Origin of the sequence: Candidatus Pantoea multigeneris (assembly GCF_011752615.1) — a bacterium.
Lineage (GTDB): Bacteria > Pseudomonadota > Gammaproteobacteria > Enterobacterales > Enterobacteriaceae > Pantoea > Pantoea multigeneris.
The window spans coordinates 843,145-863,644 of sequence record NZ_VWXF01000001.1; the positions used below are offsets into that span (position 1 = coordinate 843,145).

Genomic DNA, 20,500 nt, shown 5'->3' on the forward strand with positions numbered 1-20,500 from the left:
TTACAGCTTCTTCAGATGTTTGACAAAATTACATGGGCGCGTACGCGCGTCGAGTTGCTCGTTGATAATGCGTTCCCACGCGCTTTGACAGGCGCTGGTTGAGCCTGGAACCGCGAAGATCAGCGTCTGATTAGCCATGCCCGCTACCGCGCGTGACTGCAATGACGCACTGCCAATATCCTCATACGAGAACATACGGAACAGTTCACCAAACCCCTGGATTTCGCGATCAAACAGCGGTAGCAGTGCCTCAGGCGTGCTGTTTTGGCTGTTAAAGCCGGTGCCGCCGTTAATGATCACCACCTGGACATCTTCACTGGCAATCCAGCGCGAGACAATAGCGCGAATACGGTAACGATTGTCGCCAATCACCGCATGATCCACCACCTGATGCCCGGCTTCCGTCGCGGCTTCCCGCAGATAGTCGCCTGAGGTATCGTTGCTGGCATCACGTTTGTCGGAAATGGTTAACACTGCCAGATTAAGGGCGATAAATTCGCCACCAGATTTGCTCATGACCATCACTCCTGAAGTCAGCCGCCAATAAATGAGAGGTTTTGCGTAATGCCGGTGTTGCCCTGATGGAGAAAATGCGTCTGCTTTTTCTGCCCAAGGCTGGTGGCAATGCGCGCCTGTAAGGCATCCAGCTGGTCGTCCGCCGCCAGCAAATCACGCAGCGGAATCCCTGCGTCACCAAACAGACAGAGATGCAAATTGCCCACTGCGGAGACCCGCAGGCGGTTACAACTGGCACAAAAATCTTTTTCGTAGGGCATGATTAACCCGACCTCACCCAGATAGTCAGGGTGATAAAACACCTGTGCAGGGCCATCGCTACGACTGCGGCTACGCAGTTGCCAGCCTTGTTGTAACAGCTGATCGCGGATCACCGTGCCAGAAATGTGCTGCTGGCGAAATAACGCCCCGCCCTCGCCGGTTTCCATTAATTCAATAAAACGCAGTTGGATGGGCCGATCGCGGATCCACGCCAAAAAAGTCGCCAGTTGGTGGCTGTTATGTTCACGCATCAACACGCTGTTGACTTTGACCTGGGTGAAACCTGCGGCAAAGGCGGCATCAATACCCGCCATCACTTGGTAAAATTTATCCTGCCCGGTGATGGCGTGGAACTGACGCGCATCCAGGCTATCCACGCTGACATTGAGGTGAGTGAGGCCAGCAGCGCGCCACTGCGCAACATCCCGTTCCATCCGGTAACCGTTGGTGGTCATGGCTATCTGGCGGATGCCTGGATTCTCGCGCACGGCGGCAATAATGTCGGTGAAATCGCGACGCAGAGAGGGTTCTCCCCCCGTGAGTCGAACCTTTTCGGTGCCGGCAGCCGCAAAGGCGCGCGTCACGCGGCGGATCTCCTCCAGCGAGAGAAAACTGTTGTTGTTGACCCCCTGCGGCCGATAACCATCAGGCAGGCAATAGGTACAGCGGAAGTTACACACGTCCGTGACCGACAACCGCAGGTAGTAGAACCGGCGGTCATATGCATCTGAAAACTGGGACACCGAACACCTTTCAGGATTTGTGAATACAGTGCAGTGATTGCACGTCGATAGCGCCCGGCTACCGACCAGCACAGTAATTCCCTGCTCTGGCTGAAGTGGATGAGCCTTTTTGGCTCAAGAAAAATAGTATCGCTAAATCCCATACTATTCCAGGCTGGCTAAACGATATATATACTCGATCTGTGCCTTTTGACCTCTGTTAAGCGGCCGTTGTATGGCATTTATCACTATTGACCGCTTTTGGCCGCAATACGCGGCCACCGTAGGAGATGTATGAATCGAACGCTGGCTGACCTTGACCGCGTAGTGGCTCTGGGGGGCGGACACGGCCTCGGGCGCGTAATGTCCTCGCTCTCTTTCCTGGGTTCACGCCTGACCGGTATTGTCACCACCACCGACAATGGGGGATCGACCGGCCGCATCCGTCGCTCGGAAGGCGGTATTGCCTGGGGTGACATGCGTAACTGCATTAACCAACTCATTACCGAGCCAAGTGTCGCCTCTGCCATGTTTGAGTACCGTTTTAGCGGCAATGGCGAGTTGGCGGGGCATAATCTGGGGAATTTGATCCTGAAAGCGTTGGATCACCTCAGCGTGCGCCCGCTGGAAGCGATCAACATCATTCGCAATCTGTTAAAAGTCGAAGCTTTTCTGATCCCGATGTCGGAACAGCCGGTAGACCTGGTGGCTTCCGATGCGGAAGGCAATATGGTGTACGGAGAAACGGCCATTGATGCCATGCAGCAGACACCAGAAACGCTGATGCTGCATCCGAACGTGAAAGCCACGCGCGAAGCACTGGATGCGGTCGCTCGCGCCGACCTGATATTGCTCGGCCCAGGCAGTTTTTACACCAGCCTGATGCCCGTTCTGTTGCTGGAAGAGATGGCACAAGCACTTCGGCGCACGCCAGCTACCGTGGTCTTTATCGATAACCTGGGTCGGGAACACAGCCCAGCCGGTCAGCTGAGCGTGCAGGATAAGCTGGCGATTATGGAACAGTCGATTGGCAAACGGGTTGTCGATGCCGTGCTGGTTGGCCCCTCCGGTGATACGCAAGGCGTAGAGAACCGCCTGATTATTCGTGAGCCGCTGGAGGCGGTGGATATTCGCTATCGCCACGATCGCCAACTGCTGCGCGTTGCGCTGGAGCATGCCATCCAGACGTTATAGCCACCTGCTAACCCAGGTGGCTTTGCTGTCAGGAAGTGGCAATAAACAGTTCGCGCAGTTGATGAAGCTGATCGCGGACTGTGGCCGCCTCTTCGAATTCGAGGTTCTGTGCGTGCTGCTGCATCTGCGCTTCCAGCTCGTGGATTTTCTTCTGTAGGCCCTGCGGGGTGAGCGCCTGAAAATCGGTCTCTTCCTCGACCACACCCGGACGTTTGCCTTTTGCCTTGCCGCGCGTTTTCACGACATTCTTGCCCAGCTCGAGGATGTCGGTGATTTTCTTGTTCAAGCCCTGCGGCACAATGCCGTTATCTTCATTGTATTTCTGCTGCTTCTCGCGGCGACGTTCGGTCTCTTCAATGGCACGGGCCATGGAGTTGGTAATACGATCGCCATACAGAATCGCGCGGCCATTAACGTTACGCGCAGCGCGACCAATGGTCTGAATCAGCGAGCGCTCTGAACGCAGGAAGCCCTCTTTATCTGCATCCAGAATCGCCACCAGCGATACTTCCGGCATATCCAGGCCTTCACGCAGCAGGTTAATCCCGACCAGCACGTCGAACTCACCCAGGCGTAAGTCACGGATAATTTCCATGCGCTCAACGGTATCAATGTCCGAGTGCAGATAGCGCACGCGCTCACCATGCTCTTCCAGATATTCCGTCAGATCTTCGGCCATTCTTTTGGTCAACGTTGTGACCAGCACACGCTCATTGACCGCGACACGTTGACGAATTTCAGAGAGCAGGTCGTCCACCTGTGTGCCCACCGGACGCACTTCAATGATGGGGTCCAGCAGGCCTGTGGGACGCACCAGCTGATCAATCACTTCATCGCCAGACTTCTCCAGCTCGTAGTTACCTGGCGTTGCTGAGACATAAATCGTCTGCGGTGCCAGGCCTTCAAACTCCTCAAACTTCAACGGGCGGTTATCCAGCGCTGAAGGCAGGCGGAAACCGTACTCCACCAGTGTCTCTTTTCTGGCCCGGTCGCCACGGTACATGCCACCAATTTGCGGAATAGTGACGTGGGATTCATCCACCACCAGCAAACCATCCGCGGGCAGGTAGTCGAACAAGGTTGGTGGTGGCTCGCCAGGGCCACGCCCGGAGAGGTAACGGGAGTAGTTCTCGATGCCTGAGCAGTAGCCCAGTTCGTTCATCATCTCCAGATCGAACTGGGTGCGCTGGGTAATGCGCTGCTCTTCCAGTAGTTTGTTATTGTCCATCAGGTTCTTACGCCGATCGACCAACTCCACTTTGATCTCTTCCATCGCCTGCAAAATGCGCTCGCGTGGCGTCACGTAGTGCGTTTTGGGATAGATGGTAAAACGTGGCACCACCGACTCCACCTGACCCGTGAGGGGATCAAACAGCGATAAGCGCTCAACTTCATCGTCGAACAGCTCTACCCGCAGCGCGATGTCATCTGATTCAGCAGGGAAGATATCGATCACCTCGCCGCGCACGCGGAAAGTCCCGCGCTGGAAGGCCTGGTCATTACGGGCGTACTGTAACTCCGCCAGGCGGCGCAAAATGCTGCGTTGTTCGATGATCATGCCCCGGCTGAGGTGGAGCATCATTTTTAAATAAAGGTCAGGATCACCCAGGCCGTAGATGGCCGACACTGATGCCACAACAATCACATCGCGGCGCTCTAGCATCGCTTTCGTCGCTGACAGACGCATCTGTTCGATATGCTCATTCACCGCCGCATCTTTCTCAATGAAGGTGTCGGAGCTTGGCACATAGGCTTCTGGCTGGTAGTAATCGTAGTAGGAGACAAAAAACTCCACGGCGTTATCCGGGAAGAACTCTTTCATTTCACCGTATAACTGCGCTGCGAGCGTTTTGTTAGGTGCCAGAATCATGGTGGGCCGATTGAGATCGGCAATCACGTTGGCAACGGTAAACGTCTTCCCTGAACCGGTCACCCCTAATAACGTCTGATGGGCCAGTCCATCTTCCAGCCCCTCTTTCAGGCGCTGAATCGCCTCAGGCTGGTCGCCAGAGGGCTTGAAGGCGGAATTCAGTTTAAACGCTTTACTCATGAAATGGGGTTCCTGCTGAAAAGGCGGCGAGCTGGATGATAATTCTACTCTGCCCGGCTGATTTTGCCAGCAAAAAATACTGGATATATTGCCAGTAATCCCCCACTATAGTTGCACAGCATGCTGCTGCTTATTAGTGCAGTTAAACCCGACGGCACAAATTTGGCTTTGTGCGCGGGTTATCCCCAGACCGTGTTGAGATTTAACATTTGTCAAGAGAGCGTCATAAAATTACAGCCAGATGACCAGCTAGATAATTCTGAGTATTGCTTTTAAATAACGTATTGATTTAACAAGATATCTCTTTTTAGGCCAGTTTCTCAGCATAATGTAGGTAAGCCGCGTATTTCCTCGCTTGCGCCTTGTTGTCAGAATCTAATGCACAAGGTTATCCACAGGAATAGTGGATAACTGTCTCCAGCCCTGACGCCATAGGCTGTGTATAATTTTTCCCGCTTAATCCTCTGAGTAAAAAAAATATTTTTTTGCGGATTATTTTTACGTTCCCCCTTAATCATCAGTGTCTCTCAAGCTCGAACGTGATGGTTTTTCAGGCGTAATGTGCATATCTTCTGCTGCGCCAGCAATCATACCCGTGCGTTATCACTCTGCGGCTGCACCATGATTGATTAGCCTTAAGCACTAGTGAGGGGCATCAAAGTGATTCCCGCCCTCAACTGTTTAACTTTATTTCTGTGTTTTTATAGCGCTAGCGCACACTCTACCCACTTCCCTCCCTTTCTCTAAAATTTTTGGCCTGAAAATTGCAGCTCTCAGGAGGTATGTCAGGCTCAGGCCTGCACCCTTTTAACGCTGTGACTTGTTATTCACTGTTTGCCAGACGACAGAGAGCGGAAGCATTCAGGTTACGATTCTGAGAGGAGCCCCCCAGATGCTGAGTTTACGTTCGGTCAATCAGTTCTACGGTCAGAACCACATTTTATGGGATGTTGATCTTGATCTTCCCCCTGGCACCTGTACCGGTGTGTTGGGTCGCCCTGGCATGGGGAAAACCACGCTGGTCAACTGCATCATGGGGCGCTTACCGATTAACAGCGGCACCATGACCTGGCAGGAAGATGGCTCTCCCCCGGCCAATATGTTGTTGCAGCCGCCAGAGCAGCGGGCACGTATGGGGATCGGTTACGTCCCTCAGGGACGCCATATCTTTTCCCAGATGAGCGTCGAGGATAACCTGCTGATCGCCTTGCTGGCGGGCGCAGGCATGGAGAATCCTCATCCAGCCATTCCACAAATGGTGTTCGATCTGTTCCCACACCTCTATTCGTTGCGCCATTTACGCAGTGGTGAACTGCCCGTTGCTCAGCAACAGCATCTGGCACTGGCGCGAGCGTTAGTGCTCCAGCCGAAACTGCTGATACTGGATGAACCCACGGAAGGCATGTCGCCATGGCTGGAAGAGGAGATGGGTAATCTGATTCGCCGCCTCAATCGCGAGTACGGCCTGACGGTGCTGTTGCTGGAGCAGCGCTTGTCTTTCATACGCCGCGTTGCAGACTATTTCTTACTGCTGCACCGTGGGCGCAATGTGGCCCACGGTGAGATGGCTCAGCTGGATGATATGATGGTCAACAAGTGGCTTACCGTCACCTGAGAGGTCATTCGGGCAAACGCAGGAAGTGGCCGCAGGCCGTGAGTTGCGCCGGGTCACTCAGATACGGAATTTCACCTAAACAGGGTGCAGGGAGTCGCTGGTGTAACGTAGCAAGATACTCTGCATGACGTTTGCCCGCTGGCTGAACACCATTGGCTATCCATCCTGCCAGCGGCAATCCTTGCGCCCGCACCGCATCCATGGTCAGCATGGCGTGATTAATACAGCCCAGCTTAATGCCCACCACCAGAATCACCGGGAGCTGTTCAGCCACCACCCAATCCGCAAACGTAAACTGTTCGCTGAGCGGTGTGTACCAGCCACCTGCCCCTTCAACCAATACCCAGTCAGCGTGCTGCTCTACTTCTCGCAACCCCTGCGAGAGCGCGGTCAATGTAATGGGCCGGCCCTCCTCCGCGCTGATGATATGCGGTGAAGTCGGTTCCAGAAATGCCAGCGGATTGACCTGTTCATAGCGTAATGCAACGCTGCTGTAGCGTTGTAATGCCAGCGCATCGCTGTTCCTTACACCTTCCTCAGTTAATTCGCTGCCGGAAGCCACAGGCTTGTAGCCCGCACAACGCAGACCCGCCGTGGTCGCAGCTTGCAACAGTGCGCTGCTGGCAACCGTTTTGCCCACTTCGGTATCGGTTCCCGTAATAAACCAACGCTTCATAACGTAATGACTCCAAAAAACAGATGATAGCTAAGCCGATAACCCTGCTGATCTTGCGGCCAGCTCTGCTCAAGCTGCGCCAGTCCCTGCCGGGTTAACAAGGCACGACGACGTCCGTGGTGCAAATGCGTGGCACCAATGCCTTTGAGTGAACGCATCGCCGCTAACGCCGTGGGGAAATGCAGTGTCACCTGTTGCGTTTGATAACGCAGGGGAAAACTGGCGGCAGCGGCAATCACCTGATGCTGACTGAGAAACCGATTGGTATGCGGCAACCGGTCCAGCACCTGCCAGGCCTGATTCACTTCCTGTAGCGAAGCTTCCAGTAGCGTCGAGAACATGACGCTTCCGCCGCTGCGTAACAAACGGCACTGCTGTTGCAGTGCCGTGCCTAAGTCGCTACTCCACTGCACAGCCAGGTTGCTCCAGACCAGATCCATACTTTGTGCTGGCAGCGGCAGCGCATCCAGATCGGCCTGAACATACTCATCGGCTGAGTCGGCAGCGCGCGTCTGATCTAACATGGCACTGGAGAGATCAAGGGCAGTAACATGATGACCACGAGCGCGCCAGTAACGGCTGTAAAGCCCGGTGCCACAGCCGATGTCCAGCACATCGCGCCCAGGGGCTGTAGGTGCCAGCGCTAACAGCGCCTCGCCACTCAGTCGTTGCAGTTCGGCATGTTGATCGTAGTGGCTGGCGGCGCGGCCAAAGGCTTTCGCCACCGCCTGCTTATTCACCGGCTGCGTCATGTAGCACCTCCAGCAATCGATCAATATCCTCGGTTCGATGTACGGCGGTGAGGGTGATACGCAGCCGTGCGGTGCCAGGAGGAACAGTCGGCGGGCGAATCGCGCTGACCCAACAGCCTGCCTGTGCCAGTCGGCGAGAGAGCGCCAGCGCAGCGCTGTTTTCACCGATCACCAATGGCTGAATGGCACTTTCAGACGGCAACAACTGCCAGGGTAGCGAAGCCGCCCCGCGTCGGAAATGGGCGATATTCTGTTGCAGAGTGGCGCGCGCACCATCAGCCTGTTGTACCGCCAGCAGCGCAGCGTGCAACGCGCCAATCTGTGCCGGAGGCAGCGCAGTGGAGTAGATCAAATGCCGAGCGAACTGCACCATGTAGTCTGCCGTGGCGTCGTCACACAGCAATGCAGCACCGCTGACCCCAAACGCTTTGCCAAAGGTGATGACCTGAAGCTGCGGTTTAACCCCCTGCTGCCAGCAACTGCCACGTCCCTGATCGCCCGCCACGCCAATCCCATGCGCATCGTCTACCAGTAACCAACCCTCAGCCGCTGCCGTTGCCTGAGCAATCTCGACCAGCGGTGCGCTGTCACCGTCCATACTGAATATCCCTTCAGTGATGACAAGGGTGGCACCGCTGACAGGTTGTGCCAGCAAACGCTGTAAGCTGTGAGGCTGGTTATGGGCAAAGCGACGCAGTTGTGCCGGTGCCAGACTGGCCGCCTCCAGCAATGAGGCGTGCGAGAGCTTATCAGCCAGCAAACGATCGTCTTTGCCTGCCAGCAGGTGGATAATGGCCTGATTCAGCGCAAAGCCAGAAACAAACAGCAGTGCACGCGGGTAGCCGAGCCATGACGCCAGCGCGTCTTCCAGCTCCGCCTGCTGCTGACGATAGCCGGTCACATGCCCGGAAGCGCCAGCACCCGCCCCCGCTTTGGCGCCCTGCTGCCAGCCAGCAATCAACGCCGGGTGCTGGCTTAAACCCAGATAGTCATTGCTGGAGAAATGCAGATACCGCTGCCCCTCTACCTGAATTTCACGCGTGCTATTGTGTTGCACCTGCGGACGGCTACGCCACGCATGCTGCTGCTGACGCTCGCTCAGCGCCTGCTGAATACGTGCTGACCAGTTCATCAGTGCGCCGCGTTATAAAACTGCTCGGTATCGGCATACAACAGTTGTTCACTTAAGTGCTGCTGCTGTTCATTGTCACCGTGCTGGGTGGCCGTGTGCTCCGGGTTAAGCCCCAGTTTGCGGAACAGTTGCAGGTCTTTATCCTCTTCCGGATTGGTGGTGGTCAGTAACTTGCAGCCGTAGAAGATGGAGTTAGCCCCTGCCATAAAGCACATCGCCTGCGTCTGCTCGCTCATCTGTTCACGTCCGGCAGACAAGCGTACATGGGAAGCGGGCATCATGATGCGTGCGACGGCAATGGTACGAATAAAATCAAACGCATCGACATCCTCGTTATCCGCCAGGGGGGTGCCTTTAACCTTCACCAGCATGTTGATTGGCACGCTCTCTGGCGGTTTCGGCAAGTTTGCTAACTGCACCAGCAAACCCGCACGGTCTGTCACAGTTTCACCCAATCCTACAATGCCGCCTGAACACACTTTGATGCCGGCACCACGCACCTGATCTAACGTATCAAGACGCTCCTGATAACTGCGGGTCGTGATAATGCTGCCGTAAAACTCCGGTGAGGTATCGAGGTTATGGTTATAGAAATCCAGACCTGCGCCCGCCAGGCGCTGAGCCTGATCGCCGTTTAACGTCCCCAGCGTCATGCAGGTTTCCATCCCCATCGCTTTCACCCCTTTGACCATCTGTTCGAGGTAAGGCATGTCACGTTCGTGTGGGTTTTTCCATGCGGCGCCCATGCAGAAACGGCTCGAACCCGCTGCTTTTGCTTTACGCGCCGAAGCCAGCACCGCCTCCACTTCCATCAGGCGTTCTGATGTCAGACCGGTTTTGTAGCGCGAGCTTTGTGGACAGTATTTACAGTCTTCCGGGCAGGCACCGGTTTTAATCGACAGCAAGGTACTGACCTGAACCTGGCGTGGGTCGAAGTTCTGCCGATGCACCTGCTGCGCTTCAAACATCAGTTCAAGAAAAGGTTTATCGAACAGGGCTTGTGCCTGTTTCACTGTCCAGCGTTGTGCCATTGCGTGCTCCAAAAAAGGGTGTCATCCCGACGATTAACGTGGTTATACTTGTAAACTAAATCTTTTTATTTTGGTTTACAATACCCATGTTCAGCCAACAAGACCTTGATTTTGACCGCCAGCATATCTGGCACCCCTACACTTCAATGGTCGATCCATTGCCCTGCTACCCGGTTGTTGCAGCCCACGGCACGCGATTGACGCTGGCCGATGGCCGCCAGTTGGTAGACGGAATGTCGTCGTGGTGGGCGGCGATCCATGGCTACAACCATCCGGCGCTGAATCACGCCTTGCAGCAACAGCTGGCACAGATGTCACATGTGATGTTTGGCGGTATTACCCATCCGGCGGCGGTGGCACTGTGCCGCCGGTTAGTGGCAATGACCCCCGATCCGCTGGAGTGTGTTTTCCTCGCGGACTCCGGCTCTGTAGCCGTTGAAGTCGCAATGAAAATGGCGTTGCAGTACTGGTTGGGGCGTGGAGAGCGCCGCCAGCAGTTTCTGACGCTGCAACGTGGCTATCATGGCGATACCTTTGCGGCGATGTCCGTGTGCGATCCACACAATGCCATGCACAGCCTGTGGCGCGGTTACCTGCCCCAGCATCACTTTGCGGCGGCACCGCAGTGCGGCTTTGCTGATGCCTGGGATGAAGACGACATTGCAGATTTCACTCAGCAAATAAAGCTGCATCATCGTGAGTTAGCGGCGGTGATCCTCGAGCCGATTGTGCAAGGTGCAGGGGGGATGCGTTTCTACTCGCCGCGCTATCTGCAACGGGTACGTGAATTGTGTGATGAATTTGATGTGCTGCTGATCGCCGATGAAATCGCGACAGGCTTTGGCCGCACCGGGGCGCTGTTTGCCTGCGAACATGCGGGTATCGCACCCGATATTCTGTGTGTGGGTAAAGCGCTGACTGGCGGCACCCTGACGCTGGCCGCCACGATCACTACGCGGGATGTCGCAGAGACGATAAGCCGGAGTGAAGCGGCCTGCTTCATGCATGGCCCCACGTTTATGGGCAATCCACTGGCCTGCGCGGTGGCCGTCGCCAGCCTGGATCTGCTGCAAAGTGGCGACTGGAAAACCCAGGTCGCGGCGATTGAGCAGCAGTTGCAAGAAGAACTGCTGCCGCTGCGTGAGCATTCACGCGTTGCCGATGCGCGGGTGCTAGGGGCGATTGGCGTGATTGAGACCCATGATGCGGTGGAGATGGCCAACATTCAGCGTTTCTTTGTCGAACAAGGCGTGTGGATCCGTCCCTTTGGACGCCTGATTTATCTCATGCCACCTTATGTGAGTCGCCGTGAAGATATTACCCGCTTAACCCAGGCAATGGCCGCAGCGCTTGATTATTCACAACATTTTACCAACGCCCGCTAGCATCACGCTGGACGTGTCAGAGCAATCAGTTAAGATGCGTTATCTACCACCACGGAACAGGAGAGCGATATGCGCATTTCCAGTAATAATTTCAACGATGGCGACAAGCTGCCACAGCGCCAGGTCTTTAATGGCATGGGCTACAGCGGTGACAACCTGTCCCCGCATCTGGCATGGGACGATGTGCCAGAAGGAACGAAAAGCTTTGTCGTGACCTGCTACGATCCTGATGCCCCGACCGGTTCAGGCTGGTGGCATTGGGTGGTTGCCAACATTCCCGCTGACGCACGTGAGATCCCAGAAGGTGCGGGTTCGGGTAAAGCAGAGCTGCCAGCAGGCGCGTTGCAGACCCGCACCGATTTCGGTGAGCCAGGCTACGGCGGTGCCGCGCCTCCACCGAACCGCAGCCACCGTTACATCTTTACCGTGTATGCGCTGGACGTTGAACAGATCGACGTCACTGCGGATAACAGCGGCGCACTGATTGGCTTCCATGTGTTCCAGCACAAGCTGGCAAGTGCCGCCATTACGGCAAAATTCCAGTAAAAAAAAGCCCGGTAAGGTTCCTCCTCACCGGGCTTATCTCGCGTTTTACACGCTTATTCTGCCAGCGCGTGTACCACTACCCACATTGGCCCCTGCCCTACGGCATAGCGTGCCAGTGGCTGTAGCAGCCCTTTATCGCCAATCCCATACACTTCAATATGGTGTGATTTTTGCCCGGCAGCGATCAGGAAGCGCCCGCTGTGGTCGATGTTAAAGCCACGTGGCTGCGTTTCTGTCGCCTGGAAGCCTTCCACCGCAACCTGGTCGCCAGATGCAGAGACACTCAGTACGGTAATGGTGCTGCTGGTGCGATCGCAGGCATACAGGAAGCGACCATCTGGCGTCAGATGAATATCCGCAGCCCAGCGCGTGCCGGTGAAATCTTGCGGCATGATGTCGATGCTTTGCAGCTTCGCCACTTTTTCCTGCTGGTTCAGTGCCCAGACATCGACGCTGCTGTTCAACTCATTCACACAGTAAGCAAACTGACCGTTTGGATGGAAAGCCATATGACGAGGCCCGGCCCCCGCTTCGGTGGTGACTTCTGCCTGGGCTTTAGCGCTGAGTTCACCGTTGTTGCTCAGGGAGAACAGCGCGATACGATCCTGCTTCAGCGCCGGTACAAACAGCGTCTGGTTGGTGTTATCAATATTGGCTGAGTGGCAGCCATCCAGACCTTTAATCACCTGAGAAGGCGCTTGTGGCAGACCTGCGTTGTCAATTGGGCTGACGCTGACGCAAGCATCGTTATACGAGCCGCAGAACAGAAACTTGCCATCACGATCGGTGGAGAGGTGCGTTGGGCTACCCGGAAGTGGCGCTTCACCCGCTTTGGTTAACTTGCCATCAGCGGCAATACGGTAGGCAATAATGCGAAAGTCAGGTCGCACACCGACATAGAGAAAATCTTTTTTCGGGCTAACCACCATCGGCTGCACCTGACCCGCAACATCCGTGACCTGCAACAGGGTTAAGGCACCGTCATCGCTGAGCTGCCATGCATGGATCTGCTGGGATTCGGGACTGGCGGTGTAGACAACTTGTTTCATTTTTTCTCCTTGTTGACTGCCTGAAGAGGAACGCGCTCAACTGTAGCCTGTTTTACTGGCCTGCGCCGGGATGTTTTGTGCCGCATTTTTTGTCTGGCTGCTGTGCCCGGTGTAAACTGAATTTTTACCTCCCTGACACAGGCGACATTATCAATGAGTTATCGCGTTATCGCTCTGGATCTCGACGGCACACTGCTGACTCCCGCTAAAACCATTCTCCCGGAATCTCTTGAAGCCATTAAGCGTGCACGTGCAGCAGGGGTTCAGGTACTGATCGTCACCGGGCGTCACCACTGTGCCATCCATCCTTTTTATCAGGCACTGCAGTTAGATACACCTGCAATTTGCTGCAATGGCACCTACTTGTATGATTATCATGCAAAAAAGGTCCTCTCCTCTGATCCGCTGGCACAGGAACAGGCGTTGCGGGTGGTAGAAATGCTCAATCAAGACGCCATGCACGGTTTGCTGTACGTCGATGATGTCATGCTGTATCAGCACGATGCCGGGCACGTCACCCGCACGCAAAACTGGGCGCAGTCACTGCCGCCAGAACAACGTCCGGTGTTTGTGAAGGTGAATGATTTAGCGCAAGCGGCGCGTGAAGCAAAGTCATTGTGGAAATTCGCCCTTTCCCATCCCGATACCCGCGCACTGCAACAGTTTGTCGACAAGGTAGAAGCGGAGTTAGGGCTGGCCTGCGAATGGTCATGGCACGATCAAGTGGATATTGCCCAGCAGGGCAACAGCAAAGGCAAGCGTCTGGCAGAATGGCTCGCCTCGCAAGGGTTGAGCATGAAAGACGTGCTGGCGTTTGGCGATAACTACAACGACTTAAGCATGCTGGAACATGTCGGCCTGGGCGTCGCGATGGGCAATGCGGATGAAACCATTAAAGCGCGAGCGCACAAGGTGATTGGCACCAATCTCGAAACCGGGATTGCCGAGACGATTTATCGCGAAGTGTTGTAATTCCGTTGGCGGCAGCAGACTACGCTCGCCGCCTGTTAGCTTGCCGTGGGTAGCATCGATAAAAACAGATCGCGCAGGTGATCGTCATACACGCTGTTCCACACTACGCCTAAGTCCCACTGGGTGTGCGGCCCGTTGAGCGGAATCATTCTGACCTCTTCCGGCGAGATATTCACCGTGCTTTCCGGCACAATCGCCACGCCCAGTCCCGCCGCGACCAGCGCCATTAGGGTCTGGATATCGCGGGCTTCCTGCACCACTTCAGGTTCTAACTGATTGAAAGCCAAAAAGCGTTTTACCTGTTTATCCAGGCCGGGACCGCGCTCGCTTTTCAACACCAGCAGAGGCAGTTCGGCCAGTGAACGGTAGTTATCTTGTTGGCGTAAGCTGGTGACATAGTGTGAATAGAGGTCTTCTTTGACGGCAATCACCAGCGATTCCGTCCGCAGCGTTACGCCTTTGAGCGGTGCTTTCACCGGCAAGCGCATAAAGGCGATCTGAATCCGCCCCTGTAGCAGCTCCTCGGTCTGCACCGAAGAAGGCATGTCTTCCAGATTGATGTGTACCCGTGGATAACGTTGACGGAACTGGGCAATCAACACCGGAGCAACCTTGATCCCGGCAATGCCAAAACCGATAAACAGGTTCCCCTCTTTGCCACTGGCGATGTTCTTGGCCAGATGGCGAAACTCTACCGACTGCTCGACGATAAAGCGGGCTTTCCCCACTAACTGTTCGCCGCCCGGCGTGAGCTGCGCGCCATGACGGCCTCGAACGAACAGCTGCATCCCCAGTTCGTTCTCGATCATCTGAATCTGCTTCGTCAACGCGGGCTGGGTGACAAACAGCTTCTGCGCCGCTTCACGGTAACTGCCAGAGTCCGCTAACACCACAAAGGCGCGTAAGAGTCGAGTATCCATTCCATTCAGTAATCAAAGTGGGCGTAATTTCTATTATATTTTCATCGCCCAGAGGGATTTAATAGATAGAGAGCCCACAAGTGTGATAAAGATCACAATCACAGGAATAAATCATGCAAAATCAACATTTTGTTTTTCTGATTAAAGGTGACACCGTGGTACCACAATCACTGAGTGATCCTGCCGTGGGAGAAATTATTCGCAGCACACTGCTAGAGAAATTCCATATATCGAAATTGCACATTATTGCCGCAGACAATAAGGAAGCGCTGGAAAAATTCGCTATGTTGTCTGAAAGCTACCCTGACAAGAAATTAGAGGAAGTTATCATATGCTAATCTTAGGCATTACCAACAATGATACCGCAGGCGCTTGCCTGGTTGAGGGTAAAAATATTCTTTCCGCTGTACACGAAGAACGTTTCACACGGATTAAAGGCCACAAAATTTGGCCACAACAGTCGATTGACTACGTGTTAAAACAAAATAATAAAACGTTAGCTGATGTCGATATTGTTGCTTACGGCTGGAATGCCGGTTTTAATGAAGACCACAGCCTCAACCTTTACGTCAATCGTGTAATTTATGAGTGCCAGAACAACTTCGCTAACATTGATGTTTTAAAGAAACGTATCTCTGATGAACTGGTCAATGACAAAGTAAAACGCGCTGAATTTGATCGCTTTATTGCCGACAACGATTTAAAAAACAAAGTTCGCTATATAGACCACCATGACACCCACGCCTGGGGCGCCTGGCTATGTTCTCCTTTCCAGAGCGCACTGGTCGTCACCAGTGACGGACGCGGTGATTTTATCTCCCTTACCGTTCGTCTGATTGAGCAAGGTAAAGAAACCGTCCTGCATCGCGAAACCACCATTGATAGCCTCGGTTATTTCTATGGCCGCATTACCCACCTGCTTGGATTTAAACCTAACCGCCACGAAGGTAAAATTACCGGGCTGGCTGCACATGGTAATCCGGCGCGGGCAATGCCATTAATGAAGAAAATGATTGATCTGAAGGATGGCCATATTATCGCAAACTGCGGTGATTATTACGTCCCTTCCTATCAAGGCTATTCAGAAAAACTGATCAATGAAGTGAGCAATTACAGTAAAGAAGATATTGCCGCTGCCGCCCAGCAGCATATCGAAAATATGATCACCGGTTTAATTTCGCCCTACATTAAAAACTACAAAGTGAAACATGTGTGTCTCGCCGGTGGTCTGTTTGGCAACGTCAAACTCAACCAGCGCGTGAATCAAATGGAAGGCATTGAGAATGTGTTTGTCTTACCTTGCATGGGTGATGACGGTCTGGCATTAGCCGCGGCAGTCACCGCGCAATGGCGTGAGACCGATACCCGCTGCGAGCTGACCACAATGGCGCTTGGCCCGGACTACAGCAATGCCAGCGTCAGTGCCCTGCTGGACCAGCAGCCCGACCTCCATTACACCCAGCCTGCCGATATGCCGCAAGCGGTGGTGGACCTGTTACGCACCGACAGCGTGTTGGCTTTTGTCCGTGGCAACATGGAATTTGGTCCGCGCGCACTCTGCCAACGCAGCATTGTTTATCATGCCCATAATAAAGATATTAACGTCTGGCTGAATAACCAACTGCACCGCACCGAATTTATGCCGTTCGCGCCGGTCACTACTGATTTATTAGCCGAAGTCTGCTTTACTGACTGGTCTTCAGCGGACGCCTCTGCTGAATATATGACCATGACCTACGACTGTAAGCCCGTAATGGCGGCTCAGTGTCCAGCCGTGGTACACATTGACAATACCGCACGACCACAGGTTATTCGCAAAGAAAAAGATCCGTTTATGTTTGAGTTGATCCAGAAATGGTATCAGTTCTCTGGTCAACCTTGCCTGGTTAATACCTCTTTCAACCGCCATGAAGAACCTATTATTAACACCCCTGAAGAGGCATTGAGTGTCTTGCGTGCCGGGATTGTTAAGGCGGTTATTATTAATGATACCTTCATCGTTACCAATAAGGAGTAATTCATGTCAGTCACTGCAACAGTTGCAAAGAAAATAGATGCCGTTTTATTTGATTTAGATGGTGTCATCATCGACTCAAATAAAGCCATTATCAGTGCCTGGCTGACCACTGCGGAAGAGTATGGCTACAGTTTTACTCAGGCTGAAGTCGATCGCTATATTATTGGTGCGTCCCATCTGTTTACGCTGGATAACCTGTTCCCGGATCGCAGCGATAGCGAAAAGAAAGTGATTCACAGCAAAGTCGATCAGCGTGAAGAAGAGGCGATCTACCGCACTATTGATGGCGTTGAAAAGTTTATTTATCGCCTGCGCAACTTTGACGTTAAAGTGGGTTTGGTTACCAGTAGCTGGCCAGAGAAAATTAAAAACGTTATGGAGCAGCACAATCTGAATTTTGACTGTATTGTCTGCCGCAATGATGTTCAACGTGGCAAACCTGATCCACAACCCTATCAGCTGGCGATGGAAAAACTGGCGATTGCCCCGGAAAACTGCCTGGTGTTTGAAGATTCAGACAACGGTATTTATTCCGCTGTAGCTGCGGGCGCAAACTGTATTGCGGTGAAGAACGATCATTTTAGCCATATTCCGTACATCGAAGATTTTAACCAGCTCTGCATCGATGACAGTGAATTTAGCTATCAACTGGCGAACGCCAACAAGGGAATAGCGATTCGCCCGCTGTAAGGAAATTCTGAATTTACCTGGTTGATAACTCCCGGTGATGAAATGTTACCCATTGCGTCTAACTGTCCTCAGCGCAATGGGCGGCAGCTAAATCGTCACCGCGACGCTTTTAATCTGCACATACAGCCACTGATCGGGCCGGATACTCAGCTCATCCCGCGCCCAGGGTGAAATCGATGCCCAAAGTTCACTGATCCCAATACGCAGCTTCACCTGTACCTGCTCTCCTTCATCGACTAACTCCACCACCTGTGCCGGTAAAATATTGCGCAGTGAGCTGTGCTGCGGTGGCACCAGCGCCAGAGAAACATCGGTGGCAGCAATGCGAATACGCAATGCGGATTTCACCGGCAACGCCACCCGCGCCACCCAGATGTGCTGATCGCCCAGCGAGAGTGCTGTCATCGGATAAGTCGGGTGATGTTCCAGTACCTGGACCCGCAGCACACTGCTTGGCGCGCTGCGTGGCAGCCAGGGACGCATTGCGGCACTGCTCCACACTTTATCCAATGGGCCGAAGGCAGTGACATTCCCCTTATCCAGCACCAGTAGGTTGTCAGCTAGCTGGAAAATCTCCTCCAGACTGTGTGACACATACAGCACCGGGATCTCCACCCGCTTGACCAGTTTTTGCAGCCAGGGCATCAACTCCCGCTTGCGAAGCAGATCCAGTGATGCCATGGGTTCATCCAGCAACAGCAGGTCTGGCGCGGTTAGCAAGGCGCGTCCTATCGCTACCCGCTGCTTTTCACCGCCGGAAAGCGAATGTGGGAAACGATCGAGTAGCTTTTCAATCCCCAGCAGCGTCACCAGCTCATCGAATTGCGCTTTCATTGAGGTCGCCATGGCATATTGCAAATTGCCACGCACCCGGTAGTGCGGAAACAAGCGGGCATCCTGAAACACATAGCCCACACGACGCTGCTCCGGCGGCAGGAAAACCCGCTGTTCAGCATCACTCAACACCCGCTGATGTAGCTGAATGCGGCCCTGCTGTGGCTGTGCCAGCCCGGCAATGGCGTTTATCAGCGACGTTTTACCGGCACCGGATACACCGAAAATGGCGGTGATCCCCTGAGCCGGGATCGCAGCCTGCACCTTAAGCAGGTGCTCTCCTTGCTGCAAAGTAAAATCTAGCGACAGCATCAGCCCCTCAGTCGTTTACGGCCCCAACGGGAAAGCCATTCAGAAACCAGCAGTGCCGTTAGCGCCAGCACAATCGCGATCACACACAGGCGCGCGGCGGCATTCTCTGCCCCAGGCGTTTCGATCAGGGTGTACATCGCCAGTGGCAGGGTGCGGGTTTCATTGGGGATATTCGCCACAAAGGTAATGGTGGCACCAAACTCACCCAACGACCGTGCAAACGCCAGCACTGTACCGACAATAATGCCCGGCAAGGTGAGCGGCAGCGTAATGGTGACAAAGGTACGCCAGCGCCCCGCACCCAGGGTACGCGCCGCTTGCTCCAGCCGGGTATCCACCGCTTCCAGTGCGAGACGAATAGCACGCACCATCAGCGGAAAGGCGATGACGGCCGAAGCCAGCGCGGCCCCACGCCAGCTAAAGGCGAAGGTAAAGCCAAACCACTGATACAGCCACTCACCAATCAGGCCACGTTTACCCAGACCAATCAGCAATAAATAACCCACCACCACTGGCGGTAACACCAGTGGCAAGTGAATCAGGCTGTCCAGCAGGGCTTTGCCTGGAAACTGGCAGCGCGCCAGCAACCAGGCGACCCAAATCCCCAACGGCAAACTAAACAGTACCGCTGTACCAGAGACTTGCAAACTCAGCAGCACCGCCTGCCATTCGGCATCGCTCAGTATCATGATTTAGGCGCAAAGCCGTAACGTTTGAACACTGCGGCGGCTTCCGGGCCTTTCAGATAGCTATAAAATGCCTCGACCGCAGGTTGCTGATGGCCTTTCACGACCGCCATCGGATATTCCACCGGTTTATGGCTTGATTCCGGGAATGTCCCTACCACGGCGACTTTTTTACTGGCGACGGCGTCAGAACCGTATACCACACCAAATGGCGTTTCATTGCGTTCGACCAGCGCCAGCGCTGCGCGCACATTATTGGCTCGCGCCAGCACCGGAGAGACCACAGGCCAGGCGCCCAGATGAGTCAGGGCTTCCTGTGCATAAATACCCGCCGGTACGTGATCGGGATCGCCGACGGCCAGACGCTCGCCTTTCAATAAGGTGGTCCAGTCCGTTTGGGCATCAATTTTGACACTCTTCACTGTGCTACTCACTGGCGCAATCAGCACCAGATCGTTGCCAAGTAAGGTGTAACGGGTTGCGGTTTCCATGCTCTGTTTGGAAACAGCATCATCCATCCACTGCTGATCGGCGGAGATAAACAGGTCAGCAGGTGCGCCCTGTTCAATCTGACGTGCCAGCACGGAAGAAGAAGCATAAGAGCTGACGACTTCAACGCCGGTCTTCTGCTGCCAGACTTTACCAATCTCATCCATTGCATTGGTCAGCGAGGCCGCAGCAAAAACCGTGACTTTTTCCGCGGCCACAGCTTGCCCGGCCAGCATCAACGTGAACGCAGCAGCCATACCCCAGCGGTATTGATTTGCAGACATTATTTTTCTCTCTTTATCGTAGTGGTTTTCCTGAGCATAGCCCGGAAACCGCAGCCCTGTCATGAGCTTATCGGCATAAAAAGAGGCAACTTGAGAGGGGGAGCACAACGCCCGCGAGGGCGTTGGCGAGGTTCAGCTAGCTGAACGGGAAGAGCGGTTATCGCGGTGACCGAATTTCGAGATTACGTTGAAGACTTCACCCAGGCCGTAGATCAGACCCAGCATCAGCGCCATAACAATCGGCACCATGATGATCGCTACAGCCAGGCTTTTAATCAATTCCAGCATCAGAGCCTCACAGACAAACAAAAAAGTGATTGTAACGGCTGGTTATAAAACTGCACTGTGCTTTTCGTGCTCTCCTGAC

The 20,500-nt window shown here is 54.2% G+C and carries 21 protein-coding genes; 8 read left to right on the plus strand and 13 right to left on the minus strand.

The window, feature by feature from the left end:
* Together moaB and moaA are read right to left on the minus strand one after the other, a co-directional pair.
* Nucleotides 1–516, minus strand: coding sequence for a molybdenum cofactor biosynthesis protein B (gene moaB / locus F3J40_RS03915; RefSeq protein WP_167012667.1), 516 nt, complete (start codon nucleotides 514–516; stop codon nucleotides 1–3).
* A gap of 17 nt (nucleotides 517–533) precedes the next feature.
* The gene (moaA, locus tag F3J40_RS03920) at nucleotides 534–1,520 is read right to left on the minus strand and encodes a GTP 3',8-cyclase MoaA (RefSeq protein ID WP_167012668.1); all 987 of its coding nucleotides are present in this window, start codon (nucleotides 1,518–1,520) and stop codon (nucleotides 534–536) included.
* A gap of 273 nt (nucleotides 1,521–1,793) precedes the next feature.
* Between moaA and F3J40_RS03925 the strand changes: the two genes are divergently transcribed.
* Nucleotides 1,794–2,693, plus strand: a complete 900-nt coding sequence (locus F3J40_RS03925; protein WP_167012669.1) for a gluconeogenesis factor YvcK family protein — start codon at nucleotides 1,794–1,796, stop codon at nucleotides 2,691–2,693.
* A 28-nt stretch (nucleotides 2,694–2,721) separates the two neighbouring features.
* Here F3J40_RS03925 and uvrB read toward each other — a convergent pair whose 3' ends face one another.
* Nucleotides 2,722–4,743 (minus strand): excinuclease ABC subunit UvrB, encoded by a 2,022-nt coding sequence (gene uvrB, locus F3J40_RS03930; protein ID WP_167012670.1) that lies wholly within the window; start codon nucleotides 4,741–4,743, stop codon nucleotides 2,722–2,724.
* Between the two features lie 892 nt (nucleotides 4,744–5,635).
* On the opposite strand from uvrB, the gene F3J40_RS03935 reads away from it, so the two are divergent.
* The gene (locus F3J40_RS03935) at nucleotides 5,636–6,358 is read left to right on the plus strand and encodes an ABC transporter ATP-binding protein (RefSeq protein ID WP_167012671.1); all 723 of its coding nucleotides are present in this window, start codon (nucleotides 5,636–5,638) and stop codon (nucleotides 6,356–6,358) included.
* 4 nt (nucleotides 6,359–6,362) lie between these two features.
* On the opposite strand, the gene bioD is transcribed toward F3J40_RS03935, so the two are convergent.
* Genes bioD through bioB form a run of 4 tightly spaced genes read right to left on the minus strand, consistent with a single transcriptional unit; the run spans nucleotide 6,363 to nucleotide 9,949 of the window.
* Nucleotides 6,363–7,034: a dethiobiotin synthase gene (bioD, locus tag F3J40_RS03940; RefSeq protein ID WP_167012672.1), complete on the minus strand. Its 672-nt coding sequence runs from the start codon at nucleotides 7,032–7,034 to the stop codon at nucleotides 6,363–6,365.
* The gene (bioC, locus tag F3J40_RS03945) at nucleotides 7,031–7,786 is read right to left on the minus strand and encodes a malonyl-ACP O-methyltransferase BioC (RefSeq protein ID WP_167012673.1); all 756 of its coding nucleotides are present in this window, start codon (nucleotides 7,784–7,786) and stop codon (nucleotides 7,031–7,033) included. The genes bioD and bioC overlap by 4 nt, the downstream gene beginning before the upstream one ends.
* Nucleotides 7,767–8,918 (minus strand): 8-amino-7-oxononanoate synthase, encoded by a 1,152-nt coding sequence (gene bioF / locus F3J40_RS03950; RefSeq protein WP_167012674.1) that lies wholly within the window; start codon nucleotides 8,916–8,918, stop codon nucleotides 7,767–7,769. The genes bioC and bioF overlap by 20 nt, the downstream gene beginning before the upstream one ends.
* The gene (gene bioB / locus F3J40_RS03955) at nucleotides 8,918–9,949 is read right to left on the minus strand and encodes a biotin synthase BioB (RefSeq protein ID WP_167012675.1); all 1,032 of its coding nucleotides are present in this window, start codon (nucleotides 9,947–9,949) and stop codon (nucleotides 8,918–8,920) included. Before bioB ends, bioF begins: the two co-directional genes overlap by 1 nt.
* Before the next feature lie 86 nt (nucleotides 9,950–10,035).
* Here bioB and bioA point away from each other — a divergent pair, with 86 nt between their 5' ends.
* The gene (gene bioA, locus F3J40_RS03960) at nucleotides 10,036–11,334 is read left to right on the plus strand and encodes an adenosylmethionine--8-amino-7-oxononanoate transaminase (RefSeq protein ID WP_167012676.1); all 1,299 of its coding nucleotides are present in this window, start codon (nucleotides 10,036–10,038) and stop codon (nucleotides 11,332–11,334) included.
* Between the two features lie 69 nt (nucleotides 11,335–11,403).
* Nucleotides 11,404–11,880 (plus strand): kinase inhibitor, encoded by a 477-nt coding sequence (locus F3J40_RS03965; protein ID WP_017345862.1) that lies wholly within the window; start codon nucleotides 11,404–11,406, stop codon nucleotides 11,878–11,880.
* 53 nt (nucleotides 11,881–11,933) lie between these two features.
* Here F3J40_RS03965 and pgl read toward each other — a convergent pair whose 3' ends face one another.
* Entirely contained in the window at nucleotides 11,934–12,929 is a 996-nt protein-coding gene (pgl, locus tag F3J40_RS03970) for a 6-phosphogluconolactonase (RefSeq protein ID WP_167012677.1), read from the minus strand.
* Between the two features lie 153 nt (nucleotides 12,930–13,082).
* Between pgl and F3J40_RS03975 the strand changes: the two genes are divergently transcribed.
* Entirely contained in the window at nucleotides 13,083–13,901 is an 819-nt protein-coding gene (locus F3J40_RS03975) for a pyridoxal phosphatase (RefSeq protein ID WP_167012678.1), read from the plus strand.
* 35 nt (nucleotides 13,902–13,936) lie between these two features.
* Here F3J40_RS03975 and F3J40_RS03980 read toward each other — a convergent pair whose 3' ends face one another.
* Complete coding sequence (locus tag F3J40_RS03980; RefSeq protein WP_167012679.1) at nucleotides 13,937–14,821, minus strand: LysR family transcriptional regulator; 885 nt, start codon at nucleotides 14,819–14,821, stop codon at nucleotides 13,937–13,939.
* 113 nt (nucleotides 14,822–14,934) lie between these two features.
* Between F3J40_RS03980 and F3J40_RS03985 the strand changes: the two genes are divergently transcribed.
* The 3 genes from F3J40_RS03985 to F3J40_RS03995 are packed head-to-tail and all read left to right on the plus strand — an operon-like array spanning nucleotide 14,935 to nucleotide 17,528.
* Nucleotides 14,935–15,159: a hypothetical protein gene (locus tag F3J40_RS03985; protein WP_017345866.1), complete on the plus strand. Its 225-nt coding sequence runs from the start codon at nucleotides 14,935–14,937 to the stop codon at nucleotides 15,157–15,159.
* Nucleotides 15,153–16,838 (plus strand): carbamoyltransferase C-terminal domain-containing protein, encoded by a 1,686-nt coding sequence (locus F3J40_RS03990; RefSeq protein WP_167012680.1) that lies wholly within the window; start codon nucleotides 15,153–15,155, stop codon nucleotides 16,836–16,838. The genes F3J40_RS03985 and F3J40_RS03990 overlap by 7 nt, the downstream gene beginning before the upstream one ends.
* A gap of 3 nt (nucleotides 16,839–16,841) precedes the next feature.
* On the plus strand, nucleotides 16,842–17,528 hold the full coding sequence (locus F3J40_RS03995; RefSeq protein WP_167012681.1) for an HAD family hydrolase: 687 nt from the start codon (nucleotides 16,842–16,844) through the stop codon (nucleotides 17,526–17,528).
* 87 nt (nucleotides 17,529–17,615) lie between these two features.
* On the opposite strand, the gene modC is transcribed toward F3J40_RS03995, so the two are convergent.
* From modC to F3J40_RS04015, 4 genes are all read right to left on the minus strand, one after another.
* Nucleotides 17,616–18,674, minus strand: a complete 1,059-nt coding sequence (modC, locus tag F3J40_RS04000) for a molybdenum ABC transporter ATP-binding protein ModC (protein ID WP_167012682.1) — start codon at nucleotides 18,672–18,674, stop codon at nucleotides 17,616–17,618.
* On the minus strand, nucleotides 18,674–19,363 hold the full coding sequence (gene modB / locus F3J40_RS04005) for a molybdate ABC transporter permease subunit (protein ID WP_167012683.1): 690 nt from the start codon (nucleotides 19,361–19,363) through the stop codon (nucleotides 18,674–18,676). The genes modC and modB overlap by 1 nt, the downstream gene beginning before the upstream one ends.
* Nucleotides 19,360–20,133 carry a molybdate ABC transporter substrate-binding protein gene (gene modA, locus F3J40_RS04010; protein WP_167012684.1) on the minus strand — a complete coding sequence of 258 codons (774 nt, stop codon included), beginning with the start codon at nucleotides 20,131–20,133 and terminating at the stop codon, nucleotides 19,360–19,362. Before modA ends, modB begins: the two co-directional genes overlap by 4 nt.
* A gap of 132 nt (nucleotides 20,134–20,265) precedes the next feature.
* Entirely contained in the window at nucleotides 20,266–20,421 is a 156-nt protein-coding gene (locus tag F3J40_RS04015) for an AcrZ family multidrug efflux pump-associated protein (RefSeq protein WP_017345872.1), read from the minus strand.
* Nucleotides 20,422–20,500 lie beyond the last annotated feature (79 nt).

What these genes read in the sequence shown, in the direction of transcription:
- moaB (WP_167012667.1), bottom strand. Translation starts at nt 516, where the DNA reads ATGAGCAAATCTGGTGGCGAATTTATCGCCCTTAATCTGGCAGTGTTA.
- F3J40_RS03925 (WP_167012669.1), top strand. Translation starts at nt 1,794, where the DNA reads ATGAATCGAACGCTGGCTGACCTTGACCGCGTAGTGGCTCTGGGGGGC.
- uvrB (WP_167012670.1), bottom strand. Translation starts at nt 4,743, where the DNA reads ATGAGTAAAGCGTTTAAACTGAATTCCGCCTTCAAGCCCTCTGGCGAC.
- F3J40_RS03935 (WP_167012671.1), top strand. Translation starts at nt 5,636, where the DNA reads ATGCTGAGTTTACGTTCGGTCAATCAGTTCTACGGTCAGAACCACATT.
- bioD (WP_167012672.1), bottom strand. Translation starts at nt 7,034, where the DNA reads ATGAAGCGTTGGTTTATTACGGGAACCGATACCGAAGTGGGCAAAACG.
- bioC (WP_167012673.1), bottom strand. Translation starts at nt 7,786, where the DNA reads ATGACGCAGCCGGTGAATAAGCAGGCGGTGGCGAAAGCCTTTGGCCGC.
- bioF (WP_167012674.1), bottom strand. Translation starts at nt 8,918, where the DNA reads ATGAACTGGTCAGCACGTATTCAGCAGGCGCTGAGCGAGCGTCAGCAG.
- bioB (WP_167012675.1), bottom strand. Translation starts at nt 9,949, where the DNA reads ATGGCACAACGCTGGACAGTGAAACAGGCACAAGCCCTGTTCGATAAA.
- bioA (WP_167012676.1), top strand. Translation starts at nt 10,036, where the DNA reads ATGTTCAGCCAACAAGACCTTGATTTTGACCGCCAGCATATCTGGCAC.
- F3J40_RS03965 (WP_017345862.1), top strand. Translation starts at nt 11,404, where the DNA reads ATGCGCATTTCCAGTAATAATTTCAACGATGGCGACAAGCTGCCACAG.
- pgl (WP_167012677.1), bottom strand. Translation starts at nt 12,929, where the DNA reads ATGAAACAAGTTGTCTACACCGCCAGTCCCGAATCCCAGCAGATCCAT.
- F3J40_RS03975 (WP_167012678.1), top strand. Translation starts at nt 13,083, where the DNA reads ATGAGTTATCGCGTTATCGCTCTGGATCTCGACGGCACACTGCTGACT.
- F3J40_RS03980 (WP_167012679.1), bottom strand. Translation starts at nt 14,821, where the DNA reads ATGGATACTCGACTCTTACGCGCCTTTGTGGTGTTAGCGGACTCTGGC.
- F3J40_RS03985 (WP_017345866.1), top strand. Translation starts at nt 14,935, where the DNA reads ATGCAAAATCAACATTTTGTTTTTCTGATTAAAGGTGACACCGTGGTA.
- F3J40_RS03990 (WP_167012680.1), top strand. Translation starts at nt 15,153, where the DNA reads ATGCTAATCTTAGGCATTACCAACAATGATACCGCAGGCGCTTGCCTG.
- F3J40_RS03995 (WP_167012681.1), top strand. Translation starts at nt 16,842, where the DNA reads ATGTCAGTCACTGCAACAGTTGCAAAGAAAATAGATGCCGTTTTATTT.
- modC (WP_167012682.1), bottom strand. Translation starts at nt 18,674, where the DNA reads ATGCTGTCGCTAGATTTTACTTTGCAGCAAGGAGAGCACCTGCTTAAG.
- modB (WP_167012683.1), bottom strand. Translation starts at nt 19,363, where the DNA reads ATGATACTGAGCGATGCCGAATGGCAGGCGGTGCTGCTGAGTTTGCAA.
- modA (WP_167012684.1), bottom strand. Translation starts at nt 20,133, where the DNA reads ATGTCTGCAAATCAATACCGCTGGGGTATGGCTGCTGCGTTCACGTTG.
- F3J40_RS04015 (WP_017345872.1), bottom strand. Translation starts at nt 20,421, where the DNA reads ATGCTGGAATTGATTAAAAGCCTGGCTGTAGCGATCATCATGGTGCCG.